Origin of the sequence: Streptomyces sp. S.PNR 29 (assembly GCF_030386795.1) — a bacterium.
GTDB lineage: Bacteria > Actinomycetota > Actinomycetes > Streptomycetales > Streptomycetaceae > Streptomyces.
Genome location: NZ_JANUQM010000022.1, coordinates 22632 through 40227, shown reverse-complemented (window position 1 = coordinate 40227; position 17596 = coordinate 22632). Strand labels below are relative to the sequence as shown.

Sequence of the window (17596 nt, the reverse complement as noted above, 5' to 3'; positions counted from 1 at the left end):
GGTGCTCAGCGGTCGCGGTTGAAGCGGGTGGTGACCCACAGCATGAGCAGCAGGGCGAAGAGCGCGCCGCCGCCGGTGAGGTACGGGCTGAGGCTCTCGTGGTTGCCGCCGTGCTCCTGGCCCTCGGCGGCGAGGGTGACCAACTGGGCAGCGGTGCTGTGGAAGCTCATCTTCGGCAGGACCTATCGCGTGTGGGCGGGACATGGACGTCGGCTCATCGTATGCGGGCCCCTCGCGAGCGATCACCCCGACTCCACGATTGGCAGGACGGCGCAGGGTGCCCGGACCGCCGCACGGCACGAGGTCTCCGGGCGGTGCGGAACCTTCCCGTCACCTCAGTCGTCCTTCCGCCTGTAGCCCCGCAGCAGGAACCACGCGGTCAGCACGCATCCCAGCACCATCACGATCAGGACGACGCGGAGCAGGTTGCCCGGCCCTTGCCGCTCGGCGGCGCTCGCGGCCTCGGTGAGCCAGGCGGACGCCAGGTTGTGCTCCATGATCGGGCTCCTTCGCTGTACTGCCCGACCACCGTATCTCCGCCTAGGCTGGGCTCTGCTTCGGGGGCACAAAGGGACGCACAAGGCTACGTAAAGGGCCACACACACGCATGGGGGAAGACATGTCCGACGGCCACCAGCACAACGGGCACGAGCACGTGCCGAGCAGGCAGCGCAGGCGCTTCCCCGGGATCTCCTCGCGTGCGTACGAGCATCCGGCCGACCGCTCCGCCCTGGTGGCGCTGCGCAGGCTGAGCGGCTTCGACACGGTCTTCAAGGCCCTGAGCGGGCTGCTGCCGGAGCGCAGCCTCAGGCTGCTGTTCCTGTCCGACTCGGTGCGCGTCTCGGACCGGCAGTTCGCGCATCTGAACGACATGCTGCGGGACGCCTGCTACATCCTGGACCTGGAGAAGGTCCCGCCGATGTACGTCAACCAGGACCCGCAGCCGAACGCGATGTGCATCGGCCTGGACGAGCCGATCATCGTGGTCACCACGGGCCTGGTGGAGCTGCTCGACGAGGAGGAGATGCGGGCGGTCATCGGGCACGAGGTCGGGCACGCGCTGTCCGGGCACTCGGTCTACCGGACCATCCTGCTGTTCCTGACCAGCCTCGCCGTCCGGGTCGCCTGGATCCCCCTCGGCAACCTCGCGATCATGGCGATCGTGACCGCGCTGCGCGAGTGGTTCCGCAAGTCGGAGCTGTCCGCGGACCGCGCGGGACTTCTGGTGGGGCAGGATCTGCAGGCCTCCATGCGCGGGCTGATGAAGATCGCGGGCGGGAACCACCTGCACGAGATGAACGTGGACGCGTTCCTGGAGCAGGCCGACGAGTACGAGGCCGGGGGCGACCTGCGCGACTCCGTGCTGAAGATCCTCAACGTGCTGCCCCGCTCCCACCCGTTCGCCACGATCCGGGCGGCCGAGCTGAAGAAGTGGGCCGCCTCCCGTGACTACCAGCGGATCATGGACGGTCACTACCCGCGGCGCAGCGAGGACAAGGACGCCTCGGTCAAGGACTCCTGGCGGGAGTCGGCGAACCACTACGCCACCCATGTGAAGAGCTCGAAGGACCCGCTGATGAAGCTGGTCAGCGACATAGCCGACGGTGCGGGCGACCTCGGCGGCCGGGTGCGCCGCGGCTTCGAGGGCTTCACGGGCTCCGCCCCCAAGGACCAGCCGCCGTCCGACCCGCCGCCGCGGGACGAGGACTGACCGTAGGGTCCTCGGGGGTGTGCGTCACCGGTCGGCGGGCGGGCGCGGGCTCCTGCGGGCGGCCGTCTCCCCGGCCTCGGCCGGCGGGGGCGGTCAGGTGACTCCCCGGCCGCTTGGGCCTTGGACGGCAGGCCGCGAGCACGTGACCGCCGGCAGCAGGGCGCCGATACGGCACTGCCGGCAGCAGGCGCGAGCGCGCGACTGGCGGCGGAGGCGGCGAGCGCCTGAGCGCCGGCAGTCCGCCGGCAGGTGACCGTCGAGGTCGGCGGCGGCCGCGTACGCGGTGTCGCCGGCACCGACCGGCCGGTCTCGGCCGTCCCGGCCGGGTCGGGGGCGCCGGGGACCACGCCGGACGGCGGACCGGCTCACACCTTGGGTTGTGCGCTCGTCGCCAGCGACCCGCACAGGGCCGTGGCGCTGTCCGTGGCGTACGGGTCCGTTCCGGCGGGGCCGCCCGCCTTGGCCGTCTGCCCGGCGAGCAGCGGGTGCAGATGGCTCACCGGGTTCTCCGCGCAGGACAGCGGCCCCGCCTGGACGTAGGAGACGACGAGCTGGGCCTGGTGCAGGCGCAGGTCGTCGCGGTCGAAGCGGAAGTGCAGCTCGCGCCGGACGGTGAACAGCGACGCCTCGGCCTCGTCGTCGCCGGTGGGCCGCAGCGCGTACACGGAGGTGTGGTCGGCGGTGACCTCCAGGGTGGCGGAGTCGGTCTCGGCGGCCTGCAGGGTGCCCTGGACGCGGATCTCACCGTCGGCCAGCTCGGCGCGGGAGGGGTCGAAACGGACCAGCCAGCCGGTGGGGGCGTGCCGGCCGTCGGCGGCGGGGTGCTCGAAGCTCTGGTCGAACTGGTCGATCTGGTCGGGGTCGAGCAGGAGACGCACGGAGCGGGTCTCGCCGCCGGTGAGCACCTCGGGGTCGAGCGCGGACCGGACGATGTAGTCCTTGGCCGTGGTCAGCGCGGTCAGGACCTGGCTGTCCGAGAAGTGCGAGGTCCGCCGGGCGGCGGGCAGCGTGATGCCCTCGGCACCGATCCGGAACTGTGCGGCGGGGCTGTGTGCGTACAGGTACTCGGTGTCGTCGGCGCCGGGCACCTTGCCCTGGGGGGCGAGCGGGATGACGGTCATCCGCACGGGCTCGGCGGGCTCCTGGGCGGTGGGCGTCTGGTAGGGGTGCCGTACGCCCATGTAGATCGCGGTGCCGAAGGCGACGGCGATCAGCAGGACCAGGATCAGCGCCTGCCGGGACAGGCCCCGGCGCAGGGGCGGGCGGCGGCGTACGGCGGGCGCGTGGTCGGCTATGCGCTCCTGGGCGGAGAACTCCTGGAGGCGGGCAGCGCGGACGAACGACTCGTCGAAGACGACGGATCGGTACTCGTCCTCTCCACCTCCGGGGCCGCCCTCGGGTGTGCCCTCGGGTGGGTCTCCAGGCCCTCCCATACCTTCAGGGTAGGTCTCCGGAAGCCCCGGTAAACGCCCTGGTACACGACAAGTTCTGACATGTTCTCACCAGGGGCGGCCCGGTGCTCCGGGCCCGCTCAGGGGGTGCCCGGGATCACCGAGACCGCGGGCTGGGAGTAGTCGGCGGAGGCCGAGGGGGCCGCCGAGCTGCCCTGTTCCAGGCCGGTGGAGGCGGGATGCGGCACCTGGTCCCGGCTGTTGCCGGAGGACGCCCCCCGGTAGACCGCCGTGAAGGCCAGCGCGACCATGCCGATGCCCATCACGAGGGCGAGCACCCAGGCGACGGGGCGGTGCCAGCGGACCTGTTTGCCGTAGGTGCCCGGGGCGCCGTAGCGGCCTTCGAGGATGTCGGCGTCGTCCAGGTCGTCCAGGTCGGGATCATGGCCGAAGCCGTCGTACCCGTCGTCGTACCGCTCGCCCCCGCCGTGGGCCCGGCGGGCCTCCGCCTCGGAGGCCTCGGCTCTGGCCTGGGCGGCGGCCAGGAGGCGTTCCACCGCGGTCGGCTCGTGCACCACGGCCGCCCGTACGAAGGCCTCGTCGAAGACCACGGAGGCGAACTCTTCGTCCGACACCCCGCGGTCGTGGTCGTCGTCGGGCATCCAGCCGTCAGGGAACGGCGTGCCCCCCACGTCCTCCGGCACGGATCCAGAGTAGACCTGGGGGGTCAATTTGGGCAGACGGTAGGGAAATTCAACCGGCTGATGAGACGCCTTTTCCTGCGGTTTCCGGGGGTTTTTCCCGGCTTTCCACAGCTCTCCCACAGCCGGCCCCGGCGTCTCAGCGCCGGATGTGCCCGTCTCCGGTGACGATGTACTTCGTGCTGGTCAGCTCCGGCAGGCCCATCGGGCCGCGGGCGTGCAGCTTCTGCGTGGAGATGCCGATCTCGGCGCCGAAGCCGAACTGGCCGCCGTCGGTGAAGCGGGTGGAGGCGTTCACGGCCACCGTCGTGGAGTCGACCAGTTGGGTGAAGCGGCGGGCGGCCTGCTGGGAGGACGTCACGATGGCCTCGGTGTGGCCGGAGGACCACAGCCGGATGTGCTCCACCGCCTTGTCGAGGGAGTCGACGACGGCGGCGGCGATGTCGTACGACAGGTACTCGGCCTCCCAGTCCTCCGTCGCCGCCTCGACGACGGTCGCCTTGGAGTCCTTGGCGTAGGCCAGCACGCGCTCGTCCGCGTGGACGGTGACCCCGGCGTCGGCGAGGGCGTCCAGGGCACGGGGCAGGAACTCCGGGGCGATGTCCTGGTGGACGAGGAGGGTCTCGGCGGCGTTGCAGACGCTCGGCCGCTGCGCCTTGGAGTTGATCAGGATGTCGATCGCCGTGTCGAGGTCGGCGTGGGCGTCGACGTAGACATGGCAGTTGCCGGTGCCGGTCTCGATGACCGGGACGACGGACTCCTGGACGACCGTGTTGATCAGCGAGGCGCCGCCGCGCGGGATGAGCACGTCGACCAGGCCGCGGGCGCGCATCAGCTCGCGTACGCTCTCGCGGCTCTCGCCGGGCACGAGCTGCACGGCGTCGGCGGGCAGCCCGGCGCCGCCCACGGCGTCCCGGAGCACCCGGACCAAGGCGGTGTTCGACTCGTACGCCGAGGCCGAGCCGCGCAGCAGCACGGCGTTGCCGGACTTCAGGCAGAGGGCGGCGGCGTCGACGGTGACGTTCGGGCGGGCCTCGTAGATGATCCCGACGACGCCGAGCGGGACGCGGACCTGGCGCAGGTCGATGCCGTTGGGCAGGGTCGAGCCGCGGACGACCTCGCCGACCGGGTCGGGCAGGGCGACGACGTCGCGTACGTCGGAGGCGATGGCGCGCACCCGCTCAGGGGTGAGCGTCAGCCGGTCGATGATGGCCTCGCTGGTGCCGGCCTCGCGGGCCTTGGCGATGTCCTTGGCGTTGGCCTCGACGATCTCGCTCGTACGGACTTCCAGCGCGTCCGCGATGGCGAGCAGCGCGTCGTCCTTCTCGGCCCGCGGCAGCGGGGCGAGGGTGGCGGCGGCGGCCTTGGCGCGGTAGGCGGCCTCGGTGACCGGGGACATGGAATCGTAAGGCGAGAGCGTGGTCATGAGGGAAGGGTAGTGCGCCGGAAGGGCCGGTCCACCTGCTGTCCCACGCACCGAGACATGCCTTGGGAAACTCGCCTGGTCAGCACAAAACGATCAAGAGCGGATCAAGGCGGCGGATAGCACCCCATAACCGCTCAGAACGGATGCACACCCACGGGGCTGGCCGGCGGCAGCCCGCACCCCTCGGCGACGCGCTGGTGGTAGGTCGCGCGGTCGATGACCTCCAGGCCGACGATCTCCCAGGGCGGCAGTCCGGCCGTCTGGCGGTGCTCGCCCCACAGGCGCAGGGCGACGGCGGCGGCGTCGTGCAGATCGCGGGCCTCCTCCCAGTAGCGGATCTCCGCGTGGTCGCCCGCGTATCTGCTGGTCAGCAGGAAGGGATGGTCGTGCGCGAGTTGTTCCAGGGCGCGCCGGACCTCCTTCAGCGGGGCCTCCCGCCCGGAGACGCTGAGGGTGACGTGCCACAGGCGCGGGATGTCACCGGGCTCCTCGCCTCCCGAGTCGCCCGCGAACCGCTGCCCGGCCGCGACGCTCGCGAGGGCGCGCTCCTCGCCGGCCGCCCGGGAGCCGGCACCACCACGGGACGCCACCGCCCCAGGGCGCACTCGTCTCACGACGGCCTCCTTCACGCACGGATCGACCCGGGGGTCGGGCGAATGTGTCCCTGCGACAAAGTTGAGCAGGCCGCAAGCATTCGTGGGGCGGTTTTGCGGAACGTCCACCACCGGTGCGGGGACGTTTCGGACCATTACGGGTGCAGGATCACCAGATCGTCCCTGTGTACGACCTCGCGTTCGTACTCGGCGCCGAGCTCCCGGGCCAGTTCCCGGGTCGAGCGGCCGATCAGCCGGGGGATCTCCTTGGCGTCGAAGTTGACGAGCCCGCGGGCCACCGCGTGCCCCTGGGGGTCCCTCAGCTCGACCGGGTCGCCGGCGGTGAACTCGCCCTCGACGGCGGCGATTCCGGCCGGCAGCAACGACTTGCGGCGATCCACGACCGCGCGCACGGCCCCGTCGTCCAACGTCAGGGAGCCCTGCGGGGTGGACGCGTGCTGCAGCCACAGCAGCCGGTCGGCGGACCGCTTGCCGGTGGGGTGGAAGTACGTGCCGGTGTCGCCGCCGGTCAGCGCTTCGGCCGCGTGGATCGCGCTGGTGAGCACCACCGGGATACCGGCGGCGGCCGCGATCCTGGCCGCCTCGACCTTGGTGACCATGCCGCCGGTGCCGACGCCGGCCTTGCCGGCGCTGCCGATCTCGACGTGCGCGAGATCCTCGGGCGTCCGCACCTGGGCTATCCGCGACGTTCCCGGCTTGCTCGGGTCGCCGTCGTACACGCCGTCCACATCGGACAGCAGCACCAGCAGATCGGCGCGGACCAGGTGGGCGACGAGTGCGGCGAGCCGGTCGTTGTCGCCGAAGCGGATCTCGTCCGTGGCGACGGTGTCGTTCTCGTTGACGATCGGGAAGGCACCCATCGCCAGCAGCTTGTCCAGGGTGCGGGAGGCGTTGCGGTGGTGGGAGCGCCTGCTCATGTCGTCGGAGGTCAGCAGGACCTGGCCGACGCGGACGCCGTAGCGGGCGAAGGAGGCGGTGTAGCGGGCCACGAGCAGGCCCTGGCCGACGCTGGCCGCGGCCTGCTGGCGGGCGAGGTCCTTGGGGCGGCGGCGCAGGCCCAGCGGGGCGAGTCCGGCGGCGATGGCCCCGGAGGAGACCAGGACGATCTCCTTCTCCCCGCCGCTGCGGCTCTTGGCGAGTACGTCGACGAGCGCGTCGACCCGGTCGGCGTCCAGGCCGCCCGACGCGGTGGTCAACGACGAGGACCCGACCTTGACGACGATCCTGCGGGCCTCGCCCACAGCCTGCCTTGCCCCTGCCACCTGTGCTCTTTCCCCTCATGTCCCGCCTCGGGGCCGTATCGCCGCCCCAACCGGCAATCTACGCGAAGGGGATCGGGCGGCGCGCGTCGGTTTCAGTCCCCGGACACGCACCGCGTAACCGTATGCTCACGCTTCGCATAGGGCAAAAAGGTTGTGCTCGTTCCGTATGGAAATCAAAGGCCTCGTAAACTTATTTTGAACGCTGTGTCATCTAAAGATCGTGAAGTCCGCCGCGCGACCGCCCAGAAGCGCATCCTCATCCGGTCCGGGAAGAGCCCGTATGACGTCGTGCCCGTGGAAGAGGCCCTCCACAAGGACGTCTTCGCCACGAACTCCGGGAATCTGATCTTCAGTGACGCCGCCCACAAGATCCTCCAGACACCGCACACCGAGGTCGTCTCGAACGGCATTCGCTCCGACGCCTCCGCGGCGGGCCGGATCAACGAGGAGTACGACGCCTTCGTCGTACCGCTGGCCAACGCGTTCCGGCCCTCGTTCGAACCCCAGCTGAAGCGGCTGACCCGGCTGATCAGCAGGCTGAAGATCCCGGTGGTCGTGCTGGGCATCGGCGCGCAGACCGGGCTCGGCTACAACCCGGCGCGGCTGAAGCCGATGGAGCCCTCGGTGCGCGCGTTCGTCTCGGCGGTGCTGGAGCGCAGTGCGTCGATCGGGGTGCGGGGCGAGTTCACCGAGAAGTACCTGAAGGACATGGGCTTCCGGGACGTCGAGGTCATCGGCTGCCCGTCGCTCTTCCTGTACGGCAAGGAACTGGCCGTGCAGAAGCGGGAGGCGGAGCTGACCTCCGACTCGTGGATCGCGATCAACGGCTCGCACAGCGCCGTGCAGAAGCAGGGCCTGGACCGGATCATCAGGCGCACCCACGAGCGCTACCCCAACCTGCGCTTCATCGGCCAGAACCTCAGCGACGCACGGCAGTTGCACTGGCGGGACCTGTCGGACCCGAACGGCCGGGTGACGGCGATGCCGACGCACCCGGACCATCCGATGTACCGCGAGGACAAGGTCCGCGTCTACATCGACCCGGTCACGTGGATCGACGACCTGCGGGCGTTCGACTACTCCTTCGGCTCCCGCATCCACGGCAACATCGCGGCGCTGCTGGCGGGTACGCCCGCGACCGTGCTGTGCGGGGACTCGCGGACACTGGAGCTGTGCCGGTACTTCGAGATCCCGTACCGGCGGATCGACAAGCTGCCGGAGGACATCGATCCGGCGCGGCTGTACGAGGAGGCCGACTTCAGCGCGCTGACGGGCAATCACCACGAGCGGTTCGAGCGGTTCACGGCATTCCTGGACAAGAACGGCCTGGAGAACACGTTCACGCACGGCGATGGCGGCGTGGCCTTCGACGAGCGTATGCGGTCGCTGACGTTCCCGGCCGGTATCCGCCCGTGGAACGACACCGACATGGCCTCGCTCGGCGCCCGCTTCGGCTGGCTGAACAGCCGGATCACCGAGCTGTCCGCGGACAACACGAGGTTGAAGCGGGAGCTGGCGCGGGCCAAGGCCGGCGCCAAGGCGACCGGTGCCGTATCGGCGCCGACCTCGGTGTACCGGCGAGCGCGGCGGGTGGTGGGGCGGCCTATTCGCAAGGTGATGCAGTCGGGGCGGAAGTAGCGTTCGCTCCGCGCCGTCCGTAAGGGAAAACGCCTGCTCCCTGCCGTCCAAGGCGAGGGACAGGCGTTTTCCGTCGTTCAGCTCCGGCCGCCCGGCGGTCGGCGGCGCCTGCGCTCCTTGAGCAGCCGGGCGCCCCAGCTTCCGATGACGGCGACCCCGGCGAGGATCGCGCTCGTCGGCCAGTCGTTCGGCGGGTCCTTCAGCCGGCCCGCCAGCCACAGCAGCACCGTGAGCGCCCCCCAGAGGCAGAGCCAGTGCACGCCCTCGAACCACACGGGCGGCCGGTCCTGTTCCGGTACGGGAGGTGCGGCGGGAGTCGGCCGGAACCCGTCCGTCCGCTCATAGTGTGCCTGCCGCCAGCGTTCGACGCGGCACAGAAGCCAGAAGAACAGCCCCACGCCCAGTCCCCACAGCACCGCCTGGAGCATGCGTCCTGGATCGTCGAAGGCGGACAGAACCCAGGCGAGCAGCATTCCGTTCACGACGCCGAGGACCACGCCGGTGCCCACCGGGTGGCGGGCCAGGAACACCTGTGCCCTGGGGGGCGGCTCGGTCCCGCCGAAACGCCGGTCGAACTTCAGGAACGCCCGCTTCAGCGCGTCCACGTGCCACTCCCTCCTCTGTTCCGTGCCGGTGTCCGGGCGACCGACCGTCGACCGCCCGGACACCGGCTGCAAGACAGCACCTGTTACCTGGCCATACGCCAAAGGTCGTTGTTGCTGAAGAACCGCGTCCTGATCGGCGCGGCGTACCTCTCCATGCCGAAGGTTGCCACTGTGATCAGGCCCGCCGAGCCGGCCGCCCAGGCATAGCCACCGAGCGTCTTGTTCTCCTCGTCGGACAGACCGTAACTGACGGCTCCTGAGATCATCGAGCCGACGACCAAGCATCCCGCGATGGCCATCCCTCCGGAGAGGAAGGTGCACCCGACGCCGAAGGCTACGCCGACCAGAGGGCCTACCAGTTCCTTGGCCTTGCCCCAGAACTTGTCCCAGCCGCTCTCCTTCTCCAGCTTGTCCTTGTACTTGTCCTTCACGTCCTTCATGCAGCCCTTGCTGCCGTGCACCTTGTTCGTGAAGCACCCGTAGAACGACCCGGCGGCTTCTCGTAGGTCCTTCAAGTCCTTGTCCGTGCTCATGGCGTCGATCCAGGCCTTCGCTTCGCCCTGGGTCATGTACGGACTGCCGCGGTAACCGAGGTCCTGCTTGAGCCAGTTGTAGACCTCCTTCTTGATCTTGGTGCGTTTCTGCGCCGTGGCACCGTCGTTGATGGCCACGATCGAGCCGTCGCCGACCGTCGTGCCTCTGGTGTAGTCGACCTTCCCGGTCTTCCGGTTGTAGCCGACCGAATCCTGGACGGACCTCGGGCAGTCCCGCAGCGAGTAGAGGCAGGGGTCGCCGGTGTGCGGCTCGTAGCCGTTCGGGTCGCTGTAGGCGACCGGGTTGTTGATCGAGTAGCTGTAGGCGTTGATCTCCTGTGGGGAGTAGGGCTTGTTGACCGCGTCCGGGCTGAGGAAGCGTGCCAGGCTCGGGTCGTACATGCGCGCGCCCAGGATCGACAGGCCGGTGGAGTCGTCCTCCGGCTGTCCGACGAAGCCGCGGTCCACCGTGGCCGGCAGGTTCGCCGTGGTGCCCCGCTGCTTGCCGAACGGTGTGTAGCGGCGCCGGGTGACCACGCCGCCCACGGCCGTGACCATGAGCTGGGTCGAGGCCTGGCCGTCGCCGAGCAGCCAGGTCAGCTTGCCGTTGGTGCTGCTGTCGGCCGTGCGCACCGCGAGGCTGGTGCCGGCGGCCGTGTAGTAGCGGCTCGCCTGGGCGGCGGCGCTGCCCGCCTTGTGGATCTCGTGGCCGTCGACGTAGAGCACCTTCTCCGTGGGGGCGTTGCGCAGCAGCACGTTGCCTCCCGTGTCGTAGACGTACGTCGTGGTGTTGCTGCCGGTCTTCACCGAGGCGACCCGGTGCAGCGGCGACCAGGCGAGCGTGGAGGAGACGCCGTTCACAGTGCGGGACGTCAGTTGCCCCGCGTTGTCATAGCCGTAGCTGTCGGTGCTCGAACCGGTGACCACGCTGGTGACCGCGTGCGGGCGGGCGGTGTCCGGGGTGTAGGTGGACTCATCGGCGCTGTAGCCCGGGTAGTGGTAGTCGTGGGCGACCACGGCGGACGACGAGGAGGTCTTCTCCGTCAGCGACTGCAGGTTGCCCATCTTGTCGTAGGTGTACTGCTGCTGGTACGGCTCCGGTCCGGCGAAGTCCGAGGCCGGGCTGGTGGTGCAGGTCGTGGACGCCTGGGTCCAGGCGCCGGTGAGTCTCCTCAGGTCGTCGTAGGTGAAGCACTGCTGCTGGCCCGTGACGTTCTCGCGCAGCGCGGTGATGTCGCCGTTGTTGTTGCGGGTGTAGGTGTCGTCCTGGACCTTCGTCGCGGTGCCGCTCGTCAGCGTGCTGGTGGTGATGTTCTTCAGCCAGCCCGTGCCGTTGGCGTCGTCGTAGGTGAGGGTCCGGGTCATGCTCGTGTTGGTGCCGGAGACGCCGAGCGAACGGGAGACGACCCGGCCGTAGTCGTCGTAGCCGACGTTGTCGAGATAGGTGCCGAGGCCGCTGGACACCTTCGTCAGGCGGCCCTGGCCGGAGTAGGCGGTGGTGACCGTCTCGGCGGGCAGTCCGCCGATGGCCGGGTACTCCACCGAGGTGGCGTGGTCGGCCAGGTCGTAGCCGTACTTGAAGATGTAGGTGCCGTTCAGCCCGGCACCGTCACCGGCGTTCGGGATGATCACGCTCTTCGCCGTGACCCTGCCGCGCTTGTCGTAGCCGGTGATCTTGCTGGTGTAGGCGTTGCCCGCCGTGTCGTACGACGTCGTCGACGTGGCAAGACCCTTGGCCCCGGTGACGGCTGTGCCGTTGTCGTTGTCGTACGTCGTCCTGCTGAGCACCGTGGTGCCCTGCGAGATGGTGGTGGGCCGTCGGAGCGCGTCGTAGGCGTAGGTCAGCACCGCGTTGTTGGCGTCCTTGGTGGTGGCCGCGTCGCCGTTCGCGTCGTACGTGGTGCTGCTGACCCCCGAATCGGGGTCCTCCGTGGTCAGGCGGTCACCCGCGAAGTTGTACGTGTAGTGGGTGCTGTTGCCGTTCGCGTCGTGGATGTACTTCAGGTATCCACTGCGCGTGTACTCGTACGTCGTGGCGTTCGACTGTGCGCCCACGTGCTCCACGACCTTGACCGTCTGCCCGTACACATCGGTGTAGGTCTCGACGGGCTGGCCGACCGCCGGAGTAACCGTGGCCAGGTCCACCCCGCTGTAGCTGGTGGTGACCTTGCCCGCCGCCTGCGGGGTGCCGTTGACCTGGTACTGGGTCAGCGTGGTGCGCCCGGCCCAGTCCACCTCGTAGTCCGTGTAGGACGGGATGGCGGAGACCAGCGGGTTGACGACCTTGGAGCCGGCCGCCGAGGAGTTGTAGAACTCCTGCGAGGTGCCCGCCACGTTCCCTGAGGAGTCGTAACGGGTGACGGCGACCGTCATCCCGGTGCCCGACGGCGCCGGAACCTGAAGTTCCAGGGTCCGTCCCAGTCCGTCGGCCCAGCCGTACGAGCTCGCGTACGTCGTCCCGCTCTGCAGCACCTTCGTCGTGGCCTTCAGTGGTGCGCCCGTGGCCTGGTAGGGGATGGACGCCGTGGCGCTCTGCATCGGCAGCAGGTAGGCGAAGGTCATCGACGCGGTGCCGTCGGGGTAGTTGGCGGACTCGGTCGGCTTGAAGACCTTCGAGACGCGGCCGACGCCGTCGTAGACGACCTGGGTGGTGTTGCCGTTGGCGTCGACCGTCTTCCAGGCCTGGCCCCAGAAGCGGGAGAAGTACTGGGTGGAGGTCAGCGGGGTGCCGGGGCCGGTGCCGTCCGGGTCCGGGGTGGTGGTGACGATGCCGTTGACGGGCCAGGACGTGGCCGGGTTGTAGGCGGTCGTGGTCGCGTTGTTCTTCCCGTCGTACGTCTTCACGACGCGACCGGCGTCGTCGAAGTTCGCCTTCGTCACCCGCGCGTTCGCCACATCCGCGTCCGTGTAGACGCGCACCTCGGTGGCGTTGCCGTCCACCAGGGCGGTGTTGTTGCCGTCCCAGGTGGTGGCGCCGTCGTAGTAGGTGGCCGTGCGGCGGTCCAGGTGGGCGTAGGGCGTGCCGGCCGTCTCGTCGCTCTGGACGGTGGTGCAGCCGGCGTTGTAGTGCCGTTCGTCGTCCTGGTACACCATCCAGCGGATGGTGCCGGTGCTGTCGTCGGGCATGTCGGAGGTGTTGTAGGCGCGGCCGTACTCGGTGCAGTGGTTGTCCGAGACGTTGCTCTCGCCCCAGTCGTCCACCCGCATCGGCAGGCCGAAGGTGGTGGAGGCGGCCTCGTTGTCGTCGTACTCGGTCTCGATGATGTGCTCGCGCCACGTGGACGGGTCCGAGTCGCTGGAGTCATAGGCCTTCTCCAGCGTGCGGAGCTTCTTCTCCCGCACGAAGCGGGCGTCGGGGAGGCCGACGTACTGCGCGGTGTTGTGCACCCAGTACTCGTGCCACTCGCGCTTCTGCGACTTGCCGTTGTCGTCGCGTGTGGAGGTCTCCAGGACCTGTCCGGCCAGCCAGGCGGAGTCCGTCCAGGTGGTGCCCTCGGAGTCGGTGACGCTCACCGAACGGGTCTGGGACGGGTCGGTCTTGGAGGTGCGGTCGCCGTCGAGGCCGCGGTAGAGCCAGTGGTAGGTCGAGTGGAGGTTGGTGCCGGCGCCGGTGGTCACCAGGACCTTGCCGTAGCCGCGCCACTCGGACCAGGTCTCGTCCTCGTCCTTCACCAGCGGGTTCGCGGTGAACGCCCAGCCCGGTGTGCCGTCGTACTCGTACGTCGTGGTCATGGCGGGGTCGCCTTCGTCGTACGTGCCCGGGTCGACCTTGACCTGGGTGACGACGAACTTCTTGAACCAGCCGGTGCGTGCCGTGGTCTCGCCCTCGGGCGTCCATTTCTGCCAGAAGCACTCGAAGTCGTTCCCCGACTGCGAGGACGGCGGGCTGTTCTCGTCGCACTGGCGGCTGACCGTGCCGTTCTCGTCCGTGGCGTGGCCGTACGTCACGTCGATCGTCGAGCCCGTGTCGGTGACGACCTGCTCGACCCGGCGGAAGTTGAGGGTGCCGGTGCCGACGAGGTTGTCCTGCCAGCCGCCGTCGAAGTTGATGGCGGGCAGCGTGATGTCGCCGCCGGAGTAGCCGCGGCGCTGGATGTAGTCCAGCCAGAGCTGGCCGCCGACCTCGCCCTCCGGGTTCACCATCGCGTACCGCATCTGGTACTGCATGACGGTGTCCCAGGAGGCGGCGTCGTTGTCCCTGACCTGGGTCGTGATGTCCCAGAGCAGGTCACGCTGGAAGAAGGTCGGGTAGTACGTCTTGCCGGCGCAGGCGTAGTCGTCCGAGGAGCCGTCGCAGATGAGGTCCGTCGGGACGTCCGGGTAGGAGTCCGGCGAGGAGTCGATGGTCGGGCAGCTCGCGGCGGTGTTGTCCAGCGGGTTCGGCTCGACCAGACGCTCCTTGCAGCGGTTGAGGTGCTGGAAGACGACCCGGGCGGGCAGCTGGGCGCCGGCGATCTGCGAGGACCAGCCGTACTCGATGCGGGTCAGGTAGGAACTGGCGTCGTAGGGGCGGGCCTTGTCGGCGCCGGCGACCGAGCGGTAGTAGTTCTTCTCCTTGTCGTAGAAGTACGAGGTCTCCACCTCGTTGGGGTCCACGACGCGGTCGAGGTTCCACTTCCAGGCCTGGTTGCAGTACGTCGGCTGGCCCCCGTCGTAGCAGGGCTCGCCGGCGTCGTCGCCGATCACGGGGACGCTGAGCACCGAGTGCGTGGCCAGGCTGGTGTCGCGCTCGGAGCGGCCCCAGCCGAAGTAGTAGCGGGTGCCGTCCTGCTTGGTGATGACCCAGAACTCGTCGGTGTTGTCCGGGTTGTTGGGGCTGCCCTTGAGGTGCTGGATCTTCCAGCCCTTGTCGTCCTTCATGTGGAAGGAGCCGGTGCCGGTGCCGTCCTGGATCAGCTCGGAGCTCTCACCGCCGAGGGTGATCTGGTAGACGGCGCCGTTGGGGTCGTCGGTGGAGTTGGGCGAGTCCCAGCACAGGTCGCCCCACTGCTGTCCCTGGTCGGGGCCGTGGCCGTCGTCGATGCAGTTCTTGTACTTGCGCTCGATGTAGCCGACGTTGAGGTCCCAGCCCATGCCGACCCAGGAGGCCTGGTTGTTGGAGGCGGACGTGCGGCCGTCGATGGACTGGGAGTTGTAGTTCAGCGCCAGCTCCGGCGCCGAGCCCACGGGCGGCTTGGGTACCTCGATCGGGACGCTGTAGGTGAAGGCACCGGAGCCGAGTGAGACGTTCCACTTGCCGGACTGGTTGGTCGGCGTGGCCCGGTAGTCGCCCTTGTCGGAGGAGGAACCGCTGGTCAGCGCGTAGGTGACGGCTTCGGCGGCGAGCATCGAGGCGCCGCTGTCCGGTGCCGCGTCGACCGTTGCGGTCAGCGTCTGCTGCCCGGTGTCGTTACGCGAGTCGACCACCGTGCCCTGACGGCAGGACGGCTCGTCGGGCGTGGTCGCGGCACAGGCGGGCAGCCGCATCAGCTGGAGGCGGTCGGCGAAGTCGCCGCCGTAGGCGTGGGCGAAGCCCGAGTAGTCGATGCGGACGTCGACGGGTCCGGCGGTGATCGAGCCGTCGGCGCGGCGTACCCGCAGGCCGAGGCCGACGCCGCCGAACGGCTTCACCTTGTCGCGGTCCAGCACCTCGACCGAGACCCGGCCGGGCCCGCCGACGGCCAGGGAGCGGACCGAGCTCTTGGCGGCCCGGACGGAGACGGCCGCGGACTTGGCGCCCGAGGGCTTCGCGGCCCTGGGCGCGGAATCCGCGGCCGGTACGTCCACGGTGGCCTTTCCGGCGCTCGGCCAGACCACCTTCGGCGTCTTCGTCATCCCCTTCTCGACCCGCTGCGGCACGGACGCGCCGAGCGGTCTGGCCGGTACGTCCGGCCGCTTGCCCGTCGGCAGGGCGAGCGCTGCCGTCGGCGCCAGGGACAACGCGGCCAGCGATGTGGCCAGCAGCGCCTTCACGAGCACCATGGAAAGTCTTCGGCGACCAGGCTTCATGGACCCCACCCCCGCCTAAATGATCATGAGCCTGCGGGAAGCAACGGGCACATGACTGGCTGATTCCATACGAGTGGCCGGAGTGTAGCCATGGGTGAATCGCGCCGACTAGATCAACAAATGGGACGTATTGGAAACCTAAACGATCCCTTCTGGTCAGGCATGCCCTTTCTCTGGCACGATCCGGACGCCAAGCATCAACAGGCAGTGGCTCATATTTTCGCCAGGGGGGTCCCATGCGTCGCACGCTGCGGTACAGATCCAGTCATCCCGCCGCCGTCACCACCGTCGCCGCAGCGCTCACGCTCACCGCGGGGCTGCAACTCGGCCTGGCGGGCAGCGCGTCCGCCGCCGTCACCGCCGGCCCGGTCTTCAACAAGCCGACCGGCACAGTGGCCGAGCAGCAGGCGATACGCACCCAACTGCTGGACTACATAGGCCAGTCACCGGCGGGTTCCTCCATCAAGGCCTCGGTCTACCACTTCTGGGACACCGAGGTGGCCCAAGCCCTCGTGGACGCCCGCGCCCGCGGCGTCGACATCCAGCTGATGCTCGACGAGAGCGACGTCAGCGACAATCCCGGCGACCCCACCTACGGCATGCTGACGGCCGCGCTCGGTACGGACACCACCCGGAGCTCCTTCGTCGGACTGTGCCCCGTGGGCAAATCCTGTCTGGGCGACCCCTCCCTCGGCGCGTCCATCAACCACAACAAGTTCTGGCTGTTCTCCCAGCTCGACGGGGCGTACAACGTCGTGGTGCAGACCTCGTCGAACATGACGCCGTCCAGCTACAGCAGGTTCTGGAACGACGCGTACGTGGTCACCAACAACGCGACGATCTACTCCGCGTACAGCACGTACTTCGGCAAGCTGGTGGGCAAGGACTGGGACAGCTGGCAGTACAGCTACACCACCAGCAGCCCGTACAAGGCGTACTTCTTCCCGCGCCCCGCGAGCGACCCGTCGCCGGGCGACACCATCACCGGTGTCCTCGACAACGTCACCTGCACCTACACCGAGAGCGGCGTCAGCAAGAGCACCAAGGTGCGGGTGGCGATGTTCAAGCTCACGCGGCTGGCTGTGGCCCAGAAACTGGTCGATCTGAAGAAGGCCGGCTGCTCCGTCGACATCGTGTACGCGCAGACCGACAGCGGCTCCTCCAGCGGCACATGGGAGACCCTGCACACCTCCGGCGGCCCGACCCTGCGCTGCTACAACTGGGACGACGACGGCGACCCCGGCACCGCCGCGCGCATCGTCCACTCCAAGTACCTGCTGATCGAGGGCAAGTACGACGGCGTGACCGGCCAGAAGGTCCTGTGGACCGGCAGCCACAACTACACCGGCCCCGCCCTCACCAAGAACGACGAGGCGCTGCTGAAGGTGGACAGTGACACCGCCCACGACGCGTACGTCACCAACTTCACCGCGGTGAAGGCGGCAGCGGTGCCCGGTACGTCCGACAACACCAACGCCTGCAAGGGCATCACGAGCACCCCCGAGGACACGGTGCCCACACCGTGACGTCCCGGCCGTGAGATCCCTGGTACCCGCGGCCACTCCACGGCTCCCGGTCACGCGCGTGTCGTCCGGTGGTCGGCGCGCGTTAACCCGGACGCACGACGTCCTGCGCCGACCTTGGAGTGACCGCAGTGCCTGTATCCCTCCCCCAACGCCGCTTCACGGCACGGCTCCGGCCCCGGCGGCCCACGACCGCCGGGCAGC

General features: G+C 69.3%; 12 protein-coding genes. 3 read left to right on the top strand and 9 right to left on the bottom strand.

Annotation, left to right across the window (positions count from 1 at the left end):
* Positions 1-5: 5 nt before the first annotated feature.
* Together NW895_RS39365 and NW895_RS39360 are read right to left on the bottom strand one after the other, a co-directional pair.
* Positions 6-170 carry a hypothetical protein gene (locus NW895_RS39365; protein WP_289941932.1) on the bottom strand — a complete coding sequence of 55 codons (165 nt, stop codon included), beginning with the start codon at positions 168-170 and terminating at the stop codon, positions 6-8.
* Positions 171-335: 165 nt separating this feature from the next.
* A complete protein-coding gene (locus tag NW895_RS39360) occupies positions 336-497 on the bottom strand; it encodes a hypothetical protein (protein ID WP_289941931.1) in 162 nt (53 codons plus the stop codon).
* A gap of 122 nt (positions 498-619) precedes the next feature.
* On the opposite strand from NW895_RS39360, the gene NW895_RS39355 reads away from it, so the two are divergent.
* Positions 620-1711, top strand: a complete 1092-nt coding sequence (locus tag NW895_RS39355; protein WP_289941929.1) for a M48 family metallopeptidase — start codon at positions 620-622, stop codon at positions 1709-1711.
* A gap of 365 nt (positions 1712-2076) precedes the next feature.
* Here the strand turns inward: NW895_RS39355 and NW895_RS39350 are convergent, their stop codons facing one another.
* From NW895_RS39350 to proB, 5 genes are all read right to left on the bottom strand, one after another.
* Positions 2077-3144, bottom strand: a complete 1068-nt coding sequence (locus NW895_RS39350; RefSeq protein WP_289941928.1) for a hypothetical protein — start codon at positions 3142-3144, stop codon at positions 2077-2079.
* A 98-nt stretch (positions 3145-3242) separates the two neighbouring features.
* Positions 3243-3806, bottom strand: coding sequence for a hypothetical protein (locus NW895_RS39345; protein ID WP_289941927.1), 564 nt, complete (start codon positions 3804-3806; stop codon positions 3243-3245).
* A 136-nt stretch (positions 3807-3942) separates the two neighbouring features.
* Positions 3943-5229 (bottom strand): glutamate-5-semialdehyde dehydrogenase, encoded by a 1287-nt coding sequence (locus tag NW895_RS39340; protein ID WP_289941925.1) that lies wholly within the window; start codon positions 5227-5229, stop codon positions 3943-3945.
* A 134-nt stretch (positions 5230-5363) separates the two neighbouring features.
* Complete coding sequence (locus NW895_RS39335; RefSeq protein WP_289942036.1) at positions 5364-5834, bottom strand: hypothetical protein; 471 nt, start codon at positions 5832-5834, stop codon at positions 5364-5366.
* 143 nt (positions 5835-5977) lie between these two features.
* A complete protein-coding gene (proB, locus tag NW895_RS39330) occupies positions 5978-7084 on the bottom strand; it encodes a glutamate 5-kinase (RefSeq protein ID WP_289942035.1) in 1107 nt (368 codons plus the stop codon).
* Between the two features lie 225 nt (positions 7085-7309).
* On the opposite strand from proB, the gene NW895_RS39325 reads away from it, so the two are divergent.
* Positions 7310-8743, top strand: coding sequence for a polysaccharide pyruvyl transferase family protein (locus tag NW895_RS39325; protein WP_289941924.1), 1434 nt, complete (start codon positions 7310-7312; stop codon positions 8741-8743).
* A 77-nt stretch (positions 8744-8820) separates the two neighbouring features.
* On the opposite strand, the gene NW895_RS39320 is transcribed toward NW895_RS39325, so the two are convergent.
* Both NW895_RS39320 and NW895_RS39315 read right to left on the bottom strand, forming a co-directional pair.
* The gene (locus NW895_RS39320) at positions 8821-9348 is read right to left on the bottom strand and encodes a hypothetical protein (RefSeq protein ID WP_289941923.1); all 528 of its coding nucleotides are present in this window, start codon (positions 9346-9348) and stop codon (positions 8821-8823) included.
* An 83-nt stretch (positions 9349-9431) separates the two neighbouring features.
* Complete coding sequence (locus NW895_RS39315) at positions 9432-15842, bottom strand: RHS repeat-associated core domain-containing protein (RefSeq protein ID WP_289941921.1); 6411 nt, start codon at positions 15840-15842, stop codon at positions 9432-9434.
* A 263-nt stretch (positions 15843-16105) separates the two neighbouring features.
* Between NW895_RS39315 and NW895_RS39310 the strand changes: the two genes are divergently transcribed.
* Positions 16106-17395, top strand: a complete 1290-nt coding sequence (locus NW895_RS39310; protein ID WP_289941920.1) for a phospholipase D-like domain-containing protein — start codon at positions 16106-16108, stop codon at positions 17393-17395.
* The last annotated feature ends 201 nt before the right edge of the window (positions 17396-17596 follow it).

What these genes read in the sequence shown, in the direction of transcription:
- NW895_RS39350 (WP_289941928.1), bottom strand. Translation starts at nt 3,144, where the DNA reads ATGGGAGGGCCTGGAGACCCACCCGAGGGCACACCCGAGGGCGGCCCC.
- NW895_RS39365 (WP_289941932.1), bottom strand. Translation starts at nt 170, where the DNA reads ATGAGCTTCCACAGCACCGCTGCCCAGTTGGTCACCCTCGCCGCCGAG.
- NW895_RS39310 (WP_289941920.1), top strand. Translation starts at nt 16,106, where the DNA reads ATGCGTCGCACGCTGCGGTACAGATCCAGTCATCCCGCCGCCGTCACC.
- NW895_RS39315 (WP_289941921.1), bottom strand. Translation starts at nt 15,842, where the DNA reads ATGGTGCTCGTGAAGGCGCTGCTGGCCACATCGCTGGCCGCGTTGTCC.
- NW895_RS39355 (WP_289941929.1), top strand. Translation starts at nt 620, where the DNA reads ATGTCCGACGGCCACCAGCACAACGGGCACGAGCACGTGCCGAGCAGG.
- NW895_RS39360 (WP_289941931.1), bottom strand. Translation starts at nt 497, where the DNA reads ATGGAGCACAACCTGGCGTCCGCCTGGCTCACCGAGGCCGCGAGCGCC.
- NW895_RS39340 (WP_289941925.1), bottom strand. Translation starts at nt 5,229, where the DNA reads ATGACCACGCTCTCGCCTTACGATTCCATGTCCCCGGTCACCGAGGCC.